The sequence below is a fragment of the Sulfolobus sp. A20 genome (assembly GCF_001719125.1).
Taxonomy (GTDB): domain Archaea; phylum Thermoproteota; class Thermoprotei_A; order Sulfolobales; family Sulfolobaceae; genus Saccharolobus.
In genome coordinates, this window is the sequence record NZ_CP017006.1 from 1,953,124 (window position 1) to 1,972,339 (window position 19,216).

Genomic DNA, 19,216 nt, shown 5'->3' on the forward strand with positions numbered 1-19,216 from the left:
TATCGTTCTCTTAAGATAAACTAAATATACACATATAGAAGATTCTACACAAGTTAGAATGGAATTCCTCATATTAAATAAGGATCTTTTAATTAGGGAAATCCTTTGTATTCTCTTTTATCATTGAGATTATTATATAAATGCCAAATATTTAGCTCAAAGCTAATATATTAAAGAGATTTATGAGACCCAAATATTGAATATGAAATCACTCGTAAAATACTGTTAAATAAATAGTTACGTTATACTCGTTCCAAATTGGTATTAGATATATGGTGTTAGAATTGGCGTGATCAAAATTGAACTGAACAGCAGTCTCAACTATTTGATCATCTATTATTGACGAATTAAGTATGCTTATTGTATAGTTTTGATTTTCTAAAGGAATATTTACCTTATCATTAGTAGAATAATAAATATAAATCGTAAATGAACTTTGGTTAGGCGTAACGATTATTAATGAAGGATAAACATGAAAGTATGGGTCTTTGTTAGCTATTGGTACTGATTCTACGTAATTTAATGTGTAATAATTAGGTGTGAGGGCTAATGGTAAGGCGCTGTAATTAAATTTTTCTGGAGCTGACATTATAATCAAAGGAGGATGATATTTTGACTGGTTTTCTCCTCCTACAATATTAGGTTCCCTAATGTTATAAATTATGAAGAGGTGGGATAAATATACAACCAAGGAGGCAATAAGTATACTTATCAGAACTCCAGCAATAATCATCAGATAAGGTTTCACGATAAATAACGTAGTTTAAATGATATAAATATTTATTCATAACATTGGCTTTTCATAGAAAACCTTATTTGTAGATGAAAAATACTATATTATAGATGGAAGAGGAAGAGTTATCGGGGACTGCTAGGAAAATTTATTATTATCTCCTTAGACAGAAGAAAGCGGTTGGTATTAGAAAAATTCAAAAGGATTTGAATCTGAGCTCTCCCTCTATCGTTAGTTATCACATTAAGAGGTTAATGGAAGAAGGACTTGTAAAAGAAACTGAGGAAGGATACGTGGTTGCGAAGATCATTGTGGAAGATTACGTCAAGTTTAAAAATGTTGTTGTTCCTAGATCCATATTTCTTTCCTCGTTTTTACTTACATCCTTATTAGTCTTATTTTATCTTATTCTTTATCATCCCTTTTCTGCAGAAATTTTCTCAGTAGTTGTAATTTTTATAGTTACGATATTTTCTGTTACTGATGTAGTAAAAAAATATAGGAAGCTTAAAGTTTAGTAACATAGTAATAAAATAGTACCATGCTAGTGAAAGATAATCCAATAGTTATTAAAGAGGGATAAATATACATAGGTTCTTTGCTGTTAGACCATAAAATGAACTGAGTAAGGAACGAAAAGAATTGTGCTAAAAGCACGACTCCGAATACGGTTAAAATGCTGGTAAGTCTGCCCTTAAAGTCTTGTCTTAGTCTTAAAAATTCTCTCAGCACTAGAATTGAAAGTATTATTGCTATTATTGAAAGTGAAATGTGAATGTACCACATCTTAAACATATGCTATATAACTCCTAAGTTGGCATTATTAAATTTTTACCCATTTTATGATAGTAATCACAAATCTAGTTGAAAATAAGCTTAATCTTAGTAATATTCAATAGTTCAAATTAAGATTGAGATGTGGTGTCATTATTTCCTTAATTTAAGAAAGTGGTATGAAGTCTCAGCGAAAAATTTAAACGTTTTAAAACTTACAAAACATAATGATGATGAATAAGAGAATCAAAGTAATAGTTGCTAAGCTGGGTTTAGATGGACACGACAGAGGAGCAAAAGTAGTTGCTAGAGCATTGAAAGATGCCGGGATGGAGGTAGTTTATACTGGATTGAGACAAACGCCCGAACAAATAGTTAAGGCAGCTATACAAGAAGACGCTGATGTAATAGGGATTAGCATATTAAGTGGAGCACACCTAGAATTAATACCCAAGGTAGTGCAACTTATGAGGCAAAATGGCTTGAACGATGTTGGATTAGTTGTAGGAGGCGTAATTCCTCCTGAAGATATAAATAAATTAAAAGAAATGGGAGTTGATGAAGTATTTCTGCCGGGATCAAGTCTTAAAGAGATTGTTAACAAGGTTACAAAGGTAGCTAAGGAGAAAAGGGGTATTCGAGTTGGATAATAATTTGTTGCAAAGGGCTATGGAAGGCGAAGAATTAGCCATTTCGAGATTATTAACGAAAATAGAGTATATGACTGAGGAGGGTATATCAGCACTAGACATCCTCTCTAAAAATTCTGGTAAGGCACATGTAATAGGCATTACTGGTATACCCGGTGCTGGGAAAAGTACATTGATAAATGAGTTAATACAAGAATACGTATCTAGGGGGAGTAAAGTAGGAGTTATAGTTATAGATCCTTCCAGTCCCTATAGTAAGGGGTCTTTTATGGGAAACAGAATAAGAATGCAGGATAAATCTTTGCTGAAAAATGTCTTTATAAGGAGTATAGCATCTAGAGGACACTTAGGAGGAATATCAGCTGAGGCATTAATGCTAATAGAAGCCTTAGATGGATTAGGATTTGACGTGATACTCGTGGAGACTGTTGGAGCTGGTCAAACTGATACTGAGGTTTCTGACGTAGTTCATACTCTTCTAGTTGTGACTGTCCCTGGTACAGGGGATGAAATTCAAGCTTTGAAAGCTGGAATAATGGAAATTGGAGATATTTATGTGATCAATAAGGCAGACAAAATTGACGCTGATTTAGCATATAACGCTATAAAATTCGCTATAGACTCGGCTGAGATTAGTTTTCGAAATAATTGGAGACCATTAATAGTTAAAACTACTGCAATTAAGCATGAAGGAATATCAAAATTAGTGGATAGTATCGAGGAACATAAGCGATTCATCATGCAAAACGACATTTTTAATAAAAGGGTTATGAGGAGGAAGGCAAAGATTGTAGAATTAGTTGTGAGGAGAAAATTAAGCGAGTTAGTAGATAAGATAGTTTCGGAAAACTTCGATATCATAGTAAATCAATCTATTTATAAGTCAATTAATGATACAATCGACAAGGTTAAGCGTTTACTTGGGTAAGATACCTTTTCTTTTCATTTCTCTCACAACTAACTCTCCCATCCTAGTCAATCCATAGTATTTATGATGAGTTCTAGTTTCTTTCTTAGGTTTTGCTTTTCTTTCTCCAAATTTTATGATTTTGGAGTTTTTCTCTTCAATAAGACCAATTCTGATTAATTCCTCGATTTTTTGAATAGTATCTTCTAATCTTTTATGTAATAACTTAGCATAAGTTAATGCATGATCTGCATTAAGCTCTTCAGCATACCTTAAAAGATTTAAGGCAAAATTGTCATCTCTTAGTATATCGATATATGTCTCAATTATCGTTTTCTCATCGGTCAAATATCTTAATAGATGATCTCCTTCTCTAGTTAAAGTGTAATAAGTGTGATGTTTATGAACTTCTGAACTTAGCTTAAACTTTGCTTCAGTATTCTTCAGTGTAGCGCCATGGACTCTTTCGACTAAGCCTAATTTCTCTAAATCATCAAGAAGTTTCATTATACTTTCTAAGTTTATTTTTGTATTTAACATAATTGATTTTCCATAATCAATATTTGCCTTCTTTAAATGTTCTAAAATAGTCAAGTATCTTACATCATTTTTTAAAAGTATTTTAAGTTTCTCTTTAAGCTGTAATATCTCTTGATTTTCATTTACCATTTTTTAATCCCTTTAGAAACTCGACTACAGTGTTATTGAACCCTTCAGGATTATCTAGATAACATGCATGATTCCTGCCTATGATTTTTAGCTTTGCATTTTTAAGTTTCTTTAGAAGAAGTTCATAGTTAGATTTTGGAGATATTGTATCATTTGAACCCCATACAAGAAGAACAGGTATTTCAGAGATCTTATCTAAACTATTCTCGTAATTTTTTACCCCAACTGCTCCTACCAGTATAAGGGAAGAGACTAGATTCGGATAGTCAACCGAAAAGCCTAATACGGCTTCGCCTCCCATGGAAGCTCCCAATAAATTAGCCTTATCGATTTCTAGGCTATCCATAAATGTTTTTATGAATTCAGTGAGCTTTAACCCTTGTACATTCTCTGACTTTCCGAAACCTGGAAAGTCCACAGAGATTGCCCTAAAACCGTTATCGCTTATAGATTTGATTGTACCAGTTTCGTGCCATGTATAAGCATTAAACCTTGCTCCATGAAACAGGAGTACGGGATCACCGTTACCTTCCTCTATGAAGTGTATCCTCTTTCCTTTTATCTCGACATATTTATCTTTTAATTGATACATATCATAATCTCTTCTGTTTGAAAAGTTATAAGCTTTTTTACGTTTTAAATAATTAGAAATAAATAAACAGATAAGCATTAAAGCTAAATCATTAATTTAGTTAATTTGAAGATAATTATATAAACTATGAATCTAAATATTAAAAAGGATAAACATGACTAAGATACTGGTATTAGGAGCTAGATTCGGTGGTTTAACATCTTCATACACATTAAGGAGACTAATAGGAAGTAAGGCGGAAATAAAAGTTATAAACAATTCAAGATTCACGTATTTCCGACCAGCGTTACCTCATGTAGCTGTAGGCGTAATGGATGAGGAGGATGTTAGAATAGACCTAACTAAAGCATTACCAGAAAAGGGAATAAGGTTCCAGCAGGGAACAGTTGAGAAAATTGACGCTGATAGCGGTTTAGTTTATTATACTAAACCTGATGGTAATAAAGCGGAAGAAGATTATGACTATTTGATAATTGGATTAGGCGCACATCTATCTACTGAGATAGTTAAGGGATGGGATACATACGGTTATAGTGTATGCGAAATAGATTACGCTTTGAAATTGAGAGAAAGACTTAAGGATTTTAAAGGTGGAACGATAGCAATAGGCTCTGGATATTTCTATCAAGGTAAGAATCCAAAGCCTAAAGTGCCAGAGAATTATGTTCCTTTAGCCGATGCAGCATGTGAAGGTCCAGTATTCGAAATGAGCTTAATGCTTAGCGGTTACTTTAAAAAAAGAGGATTAGCTAATAAGGTGAAATTTGTAATATTCTCTCCTGGCGAGTATTTATCCGATTTGTCCACTACCTCTAGGAAGATAGTAAGAGAGATGTATAAGCAAATGGGAATTGAGCTAGTAGATAATTTCAAAATTAAGGAAATAAGAGAGAACGAGATATTAGACGAGTCTGGAAAGACTATTAAGGCTGATTTAACTATCTTAATACCGCCTTATACGGGTAACATGGCGTTAAAGAATTCCACAAAGGATCTAATTGATGATGGTGGATTTGTGCCAACAGATATGAACATGGTTTCAATAAAGTATGACAATATTTATGCTGTTGGAGATTCCAATTCGATTACAGTTCCAAAGTTAGGATATTTGGCAGTTAAAACTGCAAATATTGCAGCTCAACATTTAGCTAGAAGGTTAGGAGTTGATATAAAAGTTGATAGCTATTATCCCACTATCGTATGTGTTGCTGATAATCCATTTGAAGGTTTTGGTGTTGCAGTGAAGGATGATACATGGTATAAGGGTAATACGTCAATTGCTGATCCATCTCCGATAAATCATTTAAAGAAGGAGCTATTTACAAAATATTTCATGTGGACTAAAGGGGATATGGCATTAGAAAAGTTCCTAGCGAGTTGGTGAATTTTTAGATGACCGAGAATATAATAGAATTAGATTCTTTATTAGCTAATGAAAAACTAAACGTTACTAATAAAGTCTTAGAAGTAATGATAGATATTGACAAATTAGGCCTAGTAGATTTAGTAAAAGGTATATTAGAAGATGAAAAAACGTTTGGGAAAATAGTCAGTATGATAACATCAGATGAGATGTTGAATTTCTTTTTAAATTCTGGTAAATTGTTGAATGTATTAAATAAACTTTTACTCGATGATGAAAACTTAGACGTCATTCTTCAATTGGTTGATGTTGCAAATAAGGCAAAGAAAATAGGTTTAATTGATTTATTACAAGGCATCTTAAGCGATGAGAAATACTTGGGTAAAATCATAAACGGAATTGTTAATGATAATCTTTTAAACATTGTTTCAAGATGGGATTCCATATTAGCCTTAGCAAATAATTTGACTACAGAAGATATGCTAAATACTATAAATACTATATTAAGTCTAATGGAGGATCTTAACAAGGTTGGGATTCTAGACGTGATAAGAGGAATTATTAAAGACGAGAATACTTTAGGGAACATTATAAATGGATTGGTTAATGATTTTACACTTAACTTGCTAAATAATTGGAAGGAAATAGCTAATGATTTATCTAAAATTGACCTTCGTAACTTTAAATATTACACTTGGCTAGTATCAGCTACTGGAGAAGCGTTAAAAGTAGAAAATGTTCAACCGGTAACCAGCTTGTGGGAACTGTATAGGCTCTTTCGTGATAAGGATGTTCAAAGAGGATTAGGTGTAGTAGTATCAGTCTTAAGACACATAGGTAAGGTTTATGAGCCAGAAAAAGGACTTGCCTATCAAGATATCAAGATTTAAGAGTCCAGTCTAATATTTCCTCCTTAGCGATACTTTCGCCTATGTCTATCTCAAAACTTTTCTCTATTTTTAGATATTTAATTAAACTTGATACTTTTACATTCCATGGAGGAATTGAGTATAAAGATAGTGCCTTTTTAAATTCGTCACCCTTAACTAAAAACGCTTTAGCAGGCGATACTATGAATACATAATCAACATCAGCAGACCTATTTGTGGGTGAAGATGAGTCATTGTAACTTTCAATTATCACATTTTCATTCTCTTTGAAAGTGATTTCTACACAAACATCTATGTTATATGGAGAAGAATCTATAAGTTGCCTTAAGCTATTGGAGGATCTAGCGTTAAATTTTAAGGATAAGTTATTTATGAAGCGTAATAAAGGTTTAGGTGAATATAGTTCTGCGTTAGAGTTGACAAAATAGCTGTCTATACCAGTTATACAATCGCTGAATCGAATTAAATATGGAAATCCATAATCCATCATTAGGTTATATAAAGATACGTTAAACCCTAACTTTTCTAAGTCTATTGGAATGAAAAGAACGGCAAACGGATTTATTTTTCTAATGTCCTTTTTAGTTTCGTCATAATATTTTAACGCATCATTGCCAGCTAGAGCACCTAATTCCTCACTTCTTATCAGAGTGTTAAAACTGTACCAAGCATTATGTCCTGCCATAGGCTTTAAGGGAAATAGCTCAATGCCTACTTGACGAAACAATCTTATTAGAGATAATGAAAAAGTTGTCTTTCCAGAGTCATTTGGTAATAAACCATTAACTAATATTCTCATCCCAAAGATCTTCTAATTAATGCCATTTCATATAAGTATTTCTTTGATTCTTGATGAATTTTCTCTCTTAAAGACAGTAAAAATAGAGAAGATAAAAGGATGTGTTTTCTACTTTCATAATCAGAACCTCCTACTTTAATTCCTAAAACATCTTGAGCATAATTAACGTCTTTTTTGATCTCATCTATTATTTCATTATTCACGTTCCATATTGATTTAATTAATTCAAATGAATCCCAATTGAAGAATCTAGCAGCTCTTTCGATATCGTGTTTAAAGTATACGTAATTCCTCTTAAAGGTTTCCCACTCTTCTTCACTCAAATTATCTAAGGCTGAGATTCCAATTATCTCTGGAGGTATTCCTATAGAATAAAGTGAGCCCACGAAAGAAATTGCTCTAGGAAGTGTAACTTTACCAGTACTTCTCGAGTATCCAAACAAACCTATGTGAAGCTTTCTGGCTCTTCTCCTTGGTAATAATAATGCAACATCATTAATAGGCTTAGCTAGATTTTCTATTATCGGCTGATATCTTTGTGTAAATAGTGTTGAAATTTTCACTAATATCCTTTCCTCTTCTTCACTTAGCTTATCTGGCATAGCAATTTTAGAGTTATTTATGTAATCAATTGCTTTTTTACTCTCCTCTAAGTCATAATCGTATTTGAAGGCAGATTGGATTGTGAAAGTATAAATTCCCTTATACTCCCTAAGTACGTATTCATAATTTCTTGGTGATAAATGTCCTCTAAAGGGTAGTGAACCAACTCCAATGATAGGATAGATGCTTAGATTGAGGGAGTCAGACAGTTTATACAACTTACTTAAGGCTATTTTTACAGATAATACTGCTGGAATCATTCCATAATTCATAGCAGGGTCTGATCTTGCTAAGAAAACTCTAATATATTTTGGTCTAATTACCTTATAAAATCCCGCTATAATCTTATCAATATTTTGCATCGAATCGATATCTTCTACTAATGGAATTACTTCTATCGTTTTAGGATAAATGTCACCTACTAAATCCCTTACTCTTATTCCATCATAAAGCTCTATATCTTCTTCATTAGCTACGGCTTTCTCATAGTACTTTACTACACTTATCAGCTCTAAAGCGTCAGTAGTCATGGGGAGAATTACCTCAAAAACGGGTACTGTAATACCATTTCCATAGAATTTTTTTGCTAAATCATAAGTTATAGGAATGCTTTCCATTGTCTCAGCAAATACTTTTCTATCTGCTCCTTCAACTCTTGGATTAGGCAGCCTATAGGTTAAAAATACATCTTTTCCGAGTATGTGTTCTCTAAAATAATCGGTGTAATTAGTTAGTAATTTTCTTACTACATGAGTATCCACGTCTTTTCCTTCAGCATCCCACATTACTTCGTGAACTCCATACATACTATACGCTAAATATGCTTCCTTAACCTCGTCTTCCCCTTCTATTATTTCGCTTCTAGCCCACTCTGGTACTTTAGCGTTATCAGGATGTTGTGTAGACATAGTACGCGGTATTAGTCTCATTTGTTCAAGAACTTTTCCGTCTTCAGTTAAAAACTTTCTTAATCTAAATCTTTTTAAGGAATCTGAATCCTACTTAAAATCATGAAACCCGGAGAAGATGCTCCAGACTTTGAAGCCGATTCAACAATAGGTAAGATAAAGTTATCTAATTTCAGAGGTAAAAAGGTTATATTATATTTCTATCCTAAATCGTTTACAAGTGGCTGTACGAGAGAATTACAGAGATTTGTACAACTCTATTCAGAGTTTAAGAATTTAAACGCGGAAATTATAGGTGTTAGCGTAGATAAGATAGATACTCAAAGAAAATTCGCTGAAAAATATGGTGCAACTTTTCCTATTGTGGCTGACGATAATAAGATGATAACTCAAATGTATGGAGTGTTAAATGATAAAGGAACAAGTGCGCAAAGGGTTACATTCATAATAGACGAATCCGGGAAGATAATAGAAATCTTAAGAAACCTTAAGAGAGCAGAAGAACATGCTGATAAGTCTTTAGAAATTATAAAGAAATCTAAGGGTTAGAAAGTTTTCCCTTAAATACCTTTTTTATTCTAGTATTCTTTTATAAACCTTCTTCTTGAACGCTTCTAACGGATTATTTATAACATTAGGTATCTCATTTACTATGTCAGTAGGTGCTAGATGGGCACCTAATTTATTATAGGCTAACGTACCAGCAAGACTATTTATAAATACTCCTAAGTAAGCTGCGATAAATGGTTCAATTCTTTGAGCCATTAGAGTTCCTACTATTCCGGTCAACGTATCTCCACTACCACCTACTGTCATTCCAGGATTGCCGGTCTTATTTAACTTAAACCTCTTTCCATCACTGATTATATCAATATAACCTTTCAATAATACAGTGCATTTACACTTCTCAGCATTTCTAACAACTTGATTTATCCGCTCTCTCATATTAATACTAGGTTCCTCCCCAAAGAATATTTTGAACTCTCCAGCATGCGGAGTAATAACAACCTTATTATATAGTTCATATCCTTTTATAGCTTTTAGAGCATCCGCATCGATTACTGCAGTTTTGTTTTTTTCTCTCAAATAATTCACTATAGTTTTAGAGGCTTCAACGGTTTCGTCGGAGAGTCCCATGCCGGGTCCAATTATTACCACATCAGCTCTATCTATCCATGGCTTTAACTCTTCTAAATTACTGGGCGAAATATTTTTTCCTTGTAATTTTATACTGATTAAATCTGGAGAGTAGCCTGCTATTATTTTAGCAGTGTCTTCTGGTGCAGCTACGTACACTAAATCTGCACCCGTTCTTAACGCAGCCATTCCAGCCAAAGTTGGAGCTCCACTGAAAGTGTAACTCCCCCCAATAACTAGAACTCTTCCATTTTCTCCCTTCTTTGACGAGAAACGCCTTTTGGGTAAGTTAACGATGACATCTCCTGGTCCTGCATATATCTCAGCCTCAGGAGGAATGCCTATTTTCTTCACAACGATGTTGAAATTATATTTTAATAAACCTGGCTTCATATCATGAAAAGTTACTACTAAATCTGGTTTTACGTACTCATCTTGGAATGCCTCGCCGGTATCAGCGTTAATTCCAGACGGTACGTCAATTGACACTTTATACCCTTTACTTTGGTTAAATACTTTAATAGCAGTTCTGAAAGGCTCTCTCGGTCTTCCGGAGAATCCAGTCCCTAACATTCCATCAACTAGAATATCAGCAGTTAACGGCTTCAATTCCTCAACATCTTTTACAGTAATCATTTTTATGCTGAAATCCATCTCTTCAATCGCGTTTAAATTAAGCACTGCATCTTCATGTTTATTTTCTCCCAATAAAATTACGTTAACGTTTGCACCCTCTCCAGCTAGATGTCTAGCAGTTACTAAAGCATCTCCTCCTTTTCCTCCATGTCCCACGAAAATGTACACTTGTTTTTCCTTTACATTATTTTCAAATCTTGTGACTATTTCGTCCTTAACTGATCTCCCTGCATTCTCCATCAATAATAAAGTTGGAACACCCAGCGAAGTACTATTTATCTCTAGAGCTCTCATTTCTTTTACGGTAATCATATGTCATAGTTTGTAAAAACACTAATAAATATCAGTCGCGAGTTACTTCATCACTACCTCAGGATTGGAGTTAGTCATCAACTATAATACGTTCTTATACAATATTACATTAATTATAAATATCTTTCCTCCTATAAAATCTCACAACATTAAATTAGAGTCTAACTAAAGTTTATTAACCTATTATGAGTAATAATTAACAAGGTGTCTCCTATGGTCCTCGGAAAAGAAACCGAAATGGGATTAAAAGAATTATTCAAAGCAAACGCAGAAGATTTTATGTCATTAATGTTAGTTGCTGAGAAGTTAGAGCAATTAGGTAAGAAAGAGGAGGCTAAAGCATTAAGAGAGAAAGCATTAGTTGAATTAGGTCATGCAAAGGCAATATTTGAGACATTATTAAGGCATAAGCAACTAAACAATGTAGTAGGTGAAATGGCAAGAGAGGAACAAGACCAACATGTAGCCGAGTATAATAAGGTTGCTATGACTGCTAAGGCAGAGGGTCATGAAGATATAGAGAGGATGTTATGCAGTTTTGCTGATCAAGAAGCTAAAATTGCGGAAACAATAGGTAAAGTTTCAAAGGTTTTAGAGGAAATGGCTAAAGAAGAGGATATGCAGCACATTAGTGAGTATAATAAGGTTGCTATGACTGCTAAGGCAGAGGGTCATGAAGATATAGAGAGGATGTTATGCAGTTTTGCTGATCAAGAAGCTAAAATTGCGGAAACAATAAAATCAGTAGCGAAGGCTCTTTAAAGCTATTTTATCTTTTTAAGTTTGTTTTGTTAGAACTTTTCTACAATTTAACGTAACAAAAATTTCAAGTAATAAGTATATTTTCTTTGATTGTAAGGCATGCGAAGGAATCAAAACACTGTTTTTAATTGATCAATTTTTCCTTCCTTCTTTTATCTGATTAAATTTTCAATTAATTTTGAAGGTATTACTTTTAAGTTTGTGGTAATCCATTTAAAGTGTTAGAAACCATTAAATAATGATGATAATTGGATATGTTATAGGTTCTGCCACTACTCAAGAAGCTTCAATGTTGGCGGAGAAACCAGTTAGGCTAGGAAATTACGTTATGCTAGAATATGATAATGTTAAGGTACTAGGTTTAATTACGTTTGTAACGCGTGGTAGTTCCATGTTAGATGAGAATATGAATGATATAGAAATTGTTCAAAAGTTAAAAGATTACAATGATAATATTCCGTTTTTCATTAAGGCAAAAATTAAACTATTATGTGATTTAAATAAAAACTGTTTAATGCCCGATATTCCTCCATCTGCTGGAACGCCAGTTAGAGAAGCAGAAGAAGAAGAATTAAAAAGTATTTACTCGGATGGTAATATTAGGATAGGTACTCTAGTTGGGACATCAGTAAGTGTGAGATTGAATATTAACTCGTTGTCAAGGCATTTAGCAATACTAGCAGCTACGGGGGCGGGAAAGTCAAATACAGTAGCAGTTTTGTCACAAAGAATATCTGAGTTAGGTGGATCTGTTATAATATTTGACTATCATGGAGAATATTACGATAGCGATATGAAAAATTTGAATAATATTGAGCCCAGACTTAATCCGTTATATCTAACTCCTAGAGAATTTGCTACATTATTGGAGGTTAGAGAAAATGCTACAATACAGTTTAGAATACTAAGAAGAGCATTCAATAAATTTAAGCAGGAGATATCGAATAAAATTAAGGAAGGTCAAGTATCTCTTTCCAAATTAAATCAAGAATTTCTTGAAATAATGGAGAGTTACATTCAAAATGAAGGTAAAGGAGAGAAAAGAGAGAACCCTGCTGATGAACTTCTTAATAAGTTAGAAGAATTTGTTGATAGATATAATGGTGTAATAGATTTATCAGCTTCTGACGTCATAGAGAAAATTAAGAGAAGTAGAGTTAATGTTGTAAACTTGACTCAACTAGATGAGGATTCAATGGATGCTGTGGTGTCACATTATTTAAGAAGAATTTTAGACTCCAGAAAAGAATTTGCTAGAAAGAGATCCTCTGGTTTAAAGTTTCCTATAATTTCCGTTATCGAAGAAGCTCATGTATTCCTTTCTAAGAATGAAAATACGTTAACTAAATATTGGGCTTCCAGAATAGCAAGAGAAGGAAGAAAGTTCGGTGTCGGATTAGTAATAGTTAGCCAGAGACCAAAAGGGCTAGATGATAATATCTTAAGTCAAATGACCAATAAGATTATTTTGAAAATAGTTGAACCTAATGATAAAAAATACATCTTGGAGTCTAGTGATAATTTAAGTGAAGATTTAGTTGAACAGCTTTCGTCATTGGATGTAGGAGAAGCGATAATAATAGGTAAGATAGTTAAATTACCTGCTATAGTAAAGATAGACAAGTTTGAGGGAAAACTATTAGGGGCTGATCCTGATATGTTAAAAGAATGGAAAAACGCGGAAGAGGAAGAAAATAGTATATCGGGATTTGTGAATTTTGGTTCTGGTGAAGAGTAATGCTTATACTACATGTTTCAGATACTCATTTAGGTAAAAGACAATATTCTTTACTAGAGAGAGAGAAAGACCTCTATGATGTATTTTCAAAAATAGTAGATATAGCCTTGGAGAATCATGTCGATGCTGTAATTCACTCTGGCGATCTCTTCGATGTACATAATCCGCCTAATAACGCTATTCTTAATGCAATAAAAAGTTTAAGAAAGCTTAAAGAAGCAAACATACCATTCTTATCTATTCCCGGTGATCATGATACGCCTAAAAGAAAAGGTTATATCTACCCTCATAACATTTTAGCTGAGTTAGATCTAATAAAAATACTTGATTATAGGACTCCATACATATTAGGTAATAATCTGGAAGTCTATGGAATTTCACATGTGCCAACTATTTCAAGACAAATTCTGAAGGAAATGTTATCATCTTTAAAACCGAGTAGCACTAGAAGTATTTTGCTTTTACATCAAGGTTTTAAACAATTATTGCCATATGAGAGTTCGTGGCAGTTGGAGATAGGTGATTTACCTAAGGGTTTTGGATATTATGCTTTAGGTCACTTACATGATAGATGGAAAATGGAAATGGATAACGGGTCTATTGTGGCTATAGCTGGTTCTCCAGATATTATGAGGGAAGAGGAAATTGCAGGCTATGAAAAAAATCGTAAAGGGGTATACTTAATAGATTTTTCCAAGAATTTACCAATACTTCAAGAGATAAACTTAGAGATTAGACCACAAATTGTAAGAGCTGTCGATACACGTAATTTAAAGGTTGATATTCAAAACATAAAGGATGAGATAAAAAAGTTGAAGTCTAAACCAATATTACACATTATATTGCGTGGAGAAAAAATGAGAAGAGACAAATTGAATGCCGAATTAACAACGGAATTAAGTGACGTCGTTGCCTATTATAGGATATATAAAGATGAAACTTCTCAGACAATTGGGAATTTAACTATCACTCCACCTAAGGATAAGGGATTAGATAAAATAATTCTGGAGTATCTAACTGAATATGAAAAGTTCAGTAAAGAGGAAGCAGAATTGATAATAGAAATGATTAAGAATGTAGATTCAAGTGAAAATGTTGAGAAAATTCTAATGAAATTAGGAGGTCTGGAATAAATGAAAATAGATAAAATAGAGCTAGAGAACTTCATTAGTCATGAGAAATCTACAGTTCAATTCAAAGGAGAGGTAAATGTAATATTAGGTCCTAATGGAGCCGGTAAAAGCTCAATAATTGATGGCATCGTTTTTGCCATGTTTAGGGAAAAAAGCAGGGGTGTTCTAGAGAATTTCATTAAACGTGGTGCATCAAGAAGCAAGGTTTCGTTAACTTTGTCTAGAGGTAATGATGTAATAATAATAAAAAGAAACTTAAGTAGAGGTAGTGGTTCTATTGAAGATCATCTTTTAGTAAACAATAAGCCTATTACTTATGGTGCTGAAAATGTAACATCAGAACTGGAAAAATATTTAGGAATAGATAAAGATATTGCCCTCTCTACTATAATCGTAAGACAAGGAGAATTGGATAAAATCTTAGATGAGTTCCAAAATACTATAGGTGGTATTCTCAAACTTGAGGCGATTGACAAATTAATTGATAGTAAGGGTCCAATAGCCAATTTAATTAAGCAATTGGAGTCAAAACTTGAAGGCTTTAACGTACTGAAGAGTCAATATAACCAAATAAGGGATAGATTAAAGGAAAAGCAAGATAAAGTAAAGGAGTTAGAGAATTACATATCATCTTTGTCTAATGAAATCGCTAACCTTGAAAGTTCTCTAGGACAAGTTAATAAAGAGTTAGATGAGTATGAGATAAAGAGAGAGAATTATATTAAAATAAAAACTAGTCTAGATGAGAAGAACAAATCATTTGAAGAAATTGAAAGGGAAATAAAGAGACTTGAAAACGAGACTAGAAATATAAGTGAATTAGAAAAAGAAGTGGAGCAGTTAGAAAAATTAAGAGAACTTAAAAATAATTTAGATAGATATTTATTATTGAAAGATAACTATGATTCAGTATCTAAGAGTATAAATGATCTTCAAGTGGAAATTGATGAATATGAAAAGTCTCTAAGGAAGAAAAGGGAGTTAGAACCCTTTTATATTAAGTATACCCAATTGTATAGTGAGAAGAAAAGAATCGACGAAGAGTATAATAGATATATTCAGTTAAAAAGTAAAATCGCATCTAAAGAACAAACTTTGGAGAAATATAAAAATGATTTAGCGAATATACAATTTAATGAAAAAAATTTAGAAGAAGTCGAAAAGAACATAAAGGAGTTTGAAAATCAAAAATCTGAATTAGATAGGAAATTGGGACAAATTCAAAATGGTATCAAGGAGGCTGATGAAATAATCAAAAATATTACCCAGGTTAAAAGTGATAGGTGTCCTATCTGTGGAAGACCTTTAGATGATGAGCATAGGCAGAGAGTTATCAGCGAATATACTGAAAAAAGGGATAGTCTAGTAAAGGAAAAAGAGCGCACTGAAGAGAATTTAAGAGAGCTAACTAATAAATTAAATAAATTAAGATTGGAACAAAAAAGAATAATGTCTGAAAAGGGAAAATTCGACAAGATAAAAATGCAAATAGAAGAGTTAGAGGATGAACTATCGAAATTAAAGCAAGAAATTAGTAAATATGGAAATATAGAGGATAGAAGAAATGAAGTTAACAATGAATTAGAAAAACTCAAGGACTATTATGATAATTACCTTAAATTATCCAAGTATGATGAAAGTTCTCTTTCAGATAAGAAGCGGAGAATAGAGGAGCTACTTAATAAGAAGAAGCAAATTGAAGGTGAATTAAGGAAATTAGAGAACGAAGTTAAAGGATTAAACAAATTTGAAATCGAAAGAAGGATAGAAGAGCTAGAGAAGAAGAAGAAAAGTTTAGATGATTTAAGGAGAAAGAGAGCAATATTGGAAGAGGATCTTAAGAAAAAAGAAAATTTAGAGAAAGAAATAGAAAAACTTAAGCAGAAATTAGAAGAAATATCTTTTGACGAAGATTATTATCAAGAATTAAAGAAAAAAGTAGAAAATCTGGATAAATTTCTAGATGAGAGGAGAAATATGAAAAGTAAGATAGAAGGAGAGTTGAGTAGCCTTAAGAAAGAAATAGAAGATATGAATACTCAGATGGTTCAGATCGAATCCAAGTTAGGTGAGGAGACAAAAATAACTAACGCAATTAGCAAATTAACCAGAATAAGGGAAGCTTTAGGAGAGAAAAGGCTACAGAGTTATATAATTATGGCAACTAAACAAGTTATAGAAAATAACTTAAATGATATAATATCGAAATTCGATTTATCAATTAAGAACGCAGAAATAGAGATATCCCCTAAGAGGGGAAAAAGTAATAGGGGAGATTATATTATAGTTTATACAAATAGTGGAGATCAATTGCCCGTAACCTCATTAAGTGGAGGAGAAAAAATGGCATTAGCATTAGGTTTAAGGTTAGCCATAGCTAGAAGTCTCATGTCTGATGCTAATTTCTTCATCCTAGACGAGCCAACAGTTCACTTAGATGAGGATAGAAGAAATTATCTCATCGAAATAATTAAAAACTTGAAAGAGGTAGTACCACAAATTATTGTAGTTACACACGACAGAGAGATAGAAAATGCAGCAGACTATGTAATTAATGTGGAAAAGAAAGGAAATAAGAGCGTGGTGAGTGAGGCTAATGATAACTAAAGTATATGACATATTACTGAAGGATCATCAAAAAATAAGAGATCAGATATTTAATATTTCAAAATATTTGGAGAAAGAAATTAAAGAACAGATTTCAGCAAATTGGAGAGTATATAATCCAAATCCTAAGGTAAATAAAAAAATTATAGCGATTGATGGTGGTTCATTTACTAGGGCTATGAGAATAGGAATCCTATATGTTATCGACGCAGAGGCTGTATTGGGTTATGAAGGTAAAATTCAAGTAATATCTGAAGATGGTAAGATTGGTTTCTTTAGACCCGGTGTCGATGCGAGAGAGAGAGCTAACTTGTTAATGGAAGCTTTAGAACTTAAATTATCTTTAGATTACAGCGGTCAAGGGGATTATGTCCTTTTAGATGGTAATTTAGTAAAAAAATTGGGCAAAAAGGTGAATATGGAGGGTTTAACCCAAGATGATTTAAAGATGGTTGAAAGTCTGGACATTGATAATATTATCTCATTAAAGGATGAGAAAAAAATGAAAAAGATTCTAGAATTGCTAAATCAGTATATAATTGCTAAAATTGTAGAAGATTTTAGTGATAAAGTTATGTGGATATCTAAAATCAGCAGATCTAAAGATGTTTTTAATACAGATTATCCAGACACTGTACTATTAGAGTTATTTACGCAAGACCCGGGATTTTCAAAAATATTAACTAAAACTATAGATTCTAATCTTATATCAGATAACTACGATAAGCTAGAAATTTTGAAAGGGATGGAATATAGCTCCTTTTATGTAAGGCTTAGTAAGGGTAGTAGGGTTTTAAGGGTAGATGTTTTAGGAAGGATTGATGAAAACATAGTTAAGGAGATTGTAGATGTTTTAGCTAATGTATCAATAAAGGGCTATCCTTTCCCTTTGTTGAAGGCACATATAGATGTCAGAATTTCAAGTGAAGACAGAAGACGCATACTAAATATGATTGGAAGTAAATTTAAGAAAGAGATTGAGTGGTGGCCAAGCCAGTTTTATTAATCATAGTTTTCTGATTCAAACTGAACTGTTAAGTGAGTTATATTATATTTCTCTTTGAGGATATTAGAAATTTTTCTTCTGATTTCGTCGGTCTCTTTAATTGTAGTGTTTGGACTAACTTTAACGTGTAGTGTCGCAGCCTTAATATGACTACAGACCGACCAGACGTGCAAGTGATGAACATTAATCTTTTCGCTTTCTAAGACAGATTTTATGTCCTGCGTATTAACTGGGGAGCCTTCCATTAATATAACGTAAGCTTCTCTTAAAATCGGTCTAGTGATTATTAGATTGATGGCTACTATGGCTATTGCCGTTGCTGGATCAATAAAGTAAAGTTTATAAAGTAATATAATAAAGCCAGCAAATATTCCTAAAATATAGCTTATCAGATCAGAAAATAAGTGTAAGCTTATGCCCTTCTTACCTATGTTATCTTCTCTCGTGAACTTATTGGCTACGTATGTTAAAATTCCAGCAATAGTTGAAATAATTATAAGAAGTATTGGGTTTTCATGAATGCCTAATAATAATGATATAATAGAAGAATAGACAATAAATAGTGACAGAACTATAATAGTTACTATGTTTAGTATAGCGGAAAAAATTTCCAATCTGTGGAGTCCATATGTATAAATAAAGTTTTTATTACCGGAGATCCCAGAAATTTTGCCTATTAGTAATATAGATAGTAAAATAGTAATAAAATCTATAAATGAATGAGAAAATTCAGAGAGGAGTAGTGGACTGTGACTTATGAAATATGCTATAAGTGTTGTTATAACAATTAAAGTCATTAAAATTAAAGTTATTCTCACATTATATAATGTACGCTAAACCCTAAAATAAAGCTTATTTAGGAGGATCCTAAAAAGATCGTATCATTACAAAATTTTTAGTTTAGGGATTGAGTCATTATGCACTTCGTAACCATATTACGGATGCTTTCTTCAGAACAAATGAATAAATATACCTAAGAGTGCATATCTTATTAGCA

Annotated in this window: 19 protein-coding genes; 11 read left to right on the top strand and 8 right to left on the bottom strand. The window is 32.6% G+C overall.

Features of this window, described 5'->3' with window-relative positions; genetic code table 11:
- Window positions 1–208 precede the first annotated feature (208 nt).
- Entirely contained in the window at window positions 209–748 is a 540-nt protein-coding gene (locus BFU36_RS10125; protein WP_231961125.1) for a hypothetical protein, read from the bottom strand.
- A 95-nt stretch (window positions 749–843) separates the two neighbouring features.
- Here BFU36_RS10125 and BFU36_RS10130 point away from each other — a divergent pair, with 95 nt between their 5' ends.
- The gene (locus BFU36_RS10130) at window positions 844–1,251 is read left to right on the top strand and encodes an ArsR family transcriptional regulator (RefSeq protein ID WP_069283915.1); all 408 of its coding nucleotides are present in this window, start codon (window positions 844–846) and stop codon (window positions 1,249–1,251) included.
- Here BFU36_RS10130 and BFU36_RS10135 read toward each other — a convergent pair.
- A complete protein-coding gene (locus BFU36_RS10135) occupies window positions 1,241–1,528 on the bottom strand; it encodes a hypothetical protein (protein ID WP_069283916.1) in 288 nt (95 codons plus the stop codon). The genes BFU36_RS10130 and BFU36_RS10135 overlap by 11 nt on opposite strands.
- 203 nt (window positions 1,529–1,731) lie before the next feature.
- On the opposite strand from BFU36_RS10135, the gene BFU36_RS10140 reads away from it, so the two are divergent.
- Together BFU36_RS10140 and meaB are read left to right on the top strand one after the other, a co-directional pair.
- Window positions 1,732–2,157 carry a cobalamin B12-binding domain-containing protein gene (locus BFU36_RS10140; protein ID WP_069283917.1) on the top strand — a complete coding sequence of 142 codons (426 nt, stop codon included), beginning with the start codon at window positions 1,732–1,734 and terminating at the stop codon, window positions 2,155–2,157.
- A 19-nt stretch (window positions 2,158–2,176) separates the two neighbouring features.
- On the top strand, window positions 2,177–3,085 hold the full coding sequence (gene meaB / locus BFU36_RS10145) for a methylmalonyl Co-A mutase-associated GTPase MeaB (protein ID WP_069284714.1): 909 nt from the start codon (window positions 2,177–2,179) through the stop codon (window positions 3,083–3,085).
- Here the strand turns inward: meaB and BFU36_RS10150 are convergent.
- Together BFU36_RS10150 and BFU36_RS10155 are read right to left on the bottom strand one after the other, a co-directional pair.
- Window positions 3,074–3,733 carry a DUF2250 domain-containing protein gene (locus BFU36_RS10150; protein WP_069283918.1) on the bottom strand — a complete coding sequence of 220 codons (660 nt, stop codon included), beginning with the start codon at window positions 3,731–3,733 and terminating at the stop codon, window positions 3,074–3,076. The genes meaB and BFU36_RS10150 overlap by 12 nt on opposite strands.
- Window positions 3,723–4,325 carry an alpha/beta fold hydrolase gene (locus BFU36_RS10155; protein WP_069283919.1) on the bottom strand — a complete coding sequence of 201 codons (603 nt, stop codon included), beginning with the start codon at window positions 4,323–4,325 and terminating at the stop codon, window positions 3,723–3,725. The genes BFU36_RS10150 and BFU36_RS10155 overlap by 11 nt, the downstream gene beginning before the upstream one ends.
- 154 nt (window positions 4,326–4,479) lie before the next feature.
- Between BFU36_RS10155 and BFU36_RS10160 the strand changes: the two genes are divergently transcribed.
- Together BFU36_RS10160 and BFU36_RS10165 are read left to right on the top strand one after the other, a co-directional pair.
- Window positions 4,480–5,709: an NAD(P)/FAD-dependent oxidoreductase gene (locus BFU36_RS10160; RefSeq protein ID WP_069283920.1), complete on the top strand. Its 1,230-nt coding sequence runs from the start codon at window positions 4,480–4,482 to the stop codon at window positions 5,707–5,709.
- Between the two features lie 8 nt (window positions 5,710–5,717).
- On the top strand, window positions 5,718–6,578 hold the full coding sequence (locus tag BFU36_RS10165; protein WP_083216389.1) for a DUF1641 domain-containing protein: 861 nt from the start codon (window positions 5,718–5,720) through the stop codon (window positions 6,576–6,578).
- On the opposite strand, the gene BFU36_RS10170 is transcribed toward BFU36_RS10165, so the two are convergent.
- Together BFU36_RS10170 and ppcA are read right to left on the bottom strand one after the other, a co-directional pair.
- The gene (locus tag BFU36_RS10170) at window positions 6,568–7,377 is read right to left on the bottom strand and encodes an ATPase (protein ID WP_069283921.1); all 810 of its coding nucleotides are present in this window, start codon (window positions 7,375–7,377) and stop codon (window positions 6,568–6,570) included. The two genes, BFU36_RS10165 and BFU36_RS10170, sit on opposite strands and share 11 nt — an antisense overlap.
- On the bottom strand, window positions 7,374–8,909 hold the full coding sequence (gene ppcA, locus BFU36_RS10175) for a phosphoenolpyruvate carboxylase (RefSeq protein WP_069283922.1): 1,536 nt from the start codon (window positions 8,907–8,909) through the stop codon (window positions 7,374–7,376). The genes BFU36_RS10170 and ppcA overlap by 4 nt, the downstream gene beginning before the upstream one ends.
- Window positions 8,910–8,990: 81 nt before the next feature.
- Between ppcA and BFU36_RS10180 the strand changes: the two genes are divergently transcribed.
- On the top strand, window positions 8,991–9,437 hold the full coding sequence (locus tag BFU36_RS10180; RefSeq protein WP_069283923.1) for a peroxiredoxin: 447 nt from the start codon (window positions 8,991–8,993) through the stop codon (window positions 9,435–9,437).
- A gap of 24 nt (window positions 9,438–9,461) precedes the next feature.
- On the opposite strand, the gene BFU36_RS10185 is transcribed toward BFU36_RS10180, so the two are convergent.
- Window positions 9,462–10,973, bottom strand: a complete 1,512-nt coding sequence (locus tag BFU36_RS10185; RefSeq protein ID WP_069283924.1) for a bifunctional ADP-dependent NAD(P)H-hydrate dehydratase/NAD(P)H-hydrate epimerase — start codon at window positions 10,971–10,973, stop codon at window positions 9,462–9,464.
- Between the two features lie 213 nt (window positions 10,974–11,186).
- On the opposite strand from BFU36_RS10185, the gene BFU36_RS10190 reads away from it, so the two are divergent.
- The 5 genes from BFU36_RS10190 (at window position 11,187) to nurA (ending at window position 18,219) form a co-directional block, all read left to right on the top strand.
- Complete coding sequence (locus BFU36_RS10190; RefSeq protein WP_069284716.1) at window positions 11,187–11,735, top strand: rubrerythrin; 549 nt, start codon at window positions 11,187–11,189, stop codon at window positions 11,733–11,735.
- A gap of 241 nt (window positions 11,736–11,976) precedes the next feature.
- Window positions 11,977–13,473 carry a DNA double-strand break repair helicase HerA gene (gene herA, locus BFU36_RS10195; RefSeq protein WP_069283925.1) on the top strand — a complete coding sequence of 499 codons (1,497 nt, stop codon included), beginning with the start codon at window positions 11,977–11,979 and terminating at the stop codon, window positions 13,471–13,473.
- Complete coding sequence (gene mre11 / locus BFU36_RS10200) at window positions 13,473–14,606, top strand: DNA double-strand break repair protein Mre11 (RefSeq protein WP_069283926.1); 1,134 nt, start codon at window positions 13,473–13,475, stop codon at window positions 14,604–14,606. Before herA ends, mre11 begins: the two co-directional genes overlap by 1 nt.
- Window positions 14,607–17,213 (top strand): AAA family ATPase, encoded by a 2,607-nt coding sequence (locus BFU36_RS10205; protein WP_069283927.1) that lies wholly within the window; start codon window positions 14,607–14,609, stop codon window positions 17,211–17,213. It begins immediately after the preceding gene.
- Complete coding sequence (nurA, locus tag BFU36_RS10210; RefSeq protein WP_069283928.1) at window positions 17,203–18,219, top strand: DNA double-strand break repair nuclease NurA; 1,017 nt, start codon at window positions 17,203–17,205, stop codon at window positions 18,217–18,219. The genes BFU36_RS10205 and nurA overlap by 11 nt, the downstream gene beginning before the upstream one ends.
- Here the strand turns inward: nurA and BFU36_RS10215 are convergent.
- Window positions 18,216–19,037, bottom strand: coding sequence for a cation diffusion facilitator family transporter (locus BFU36_RS10215; RefSeq protein WP_069283929.1), 822 nt, complete (start codon window positions 19,035–19,037; stop codon window positions 18,216–18,218). The genes nurA and BFU36_RS10215 overlap by 4 nt on opposite strands.
- Window positions 19,038–19,216: the final 179 nt, after the last annotated feature.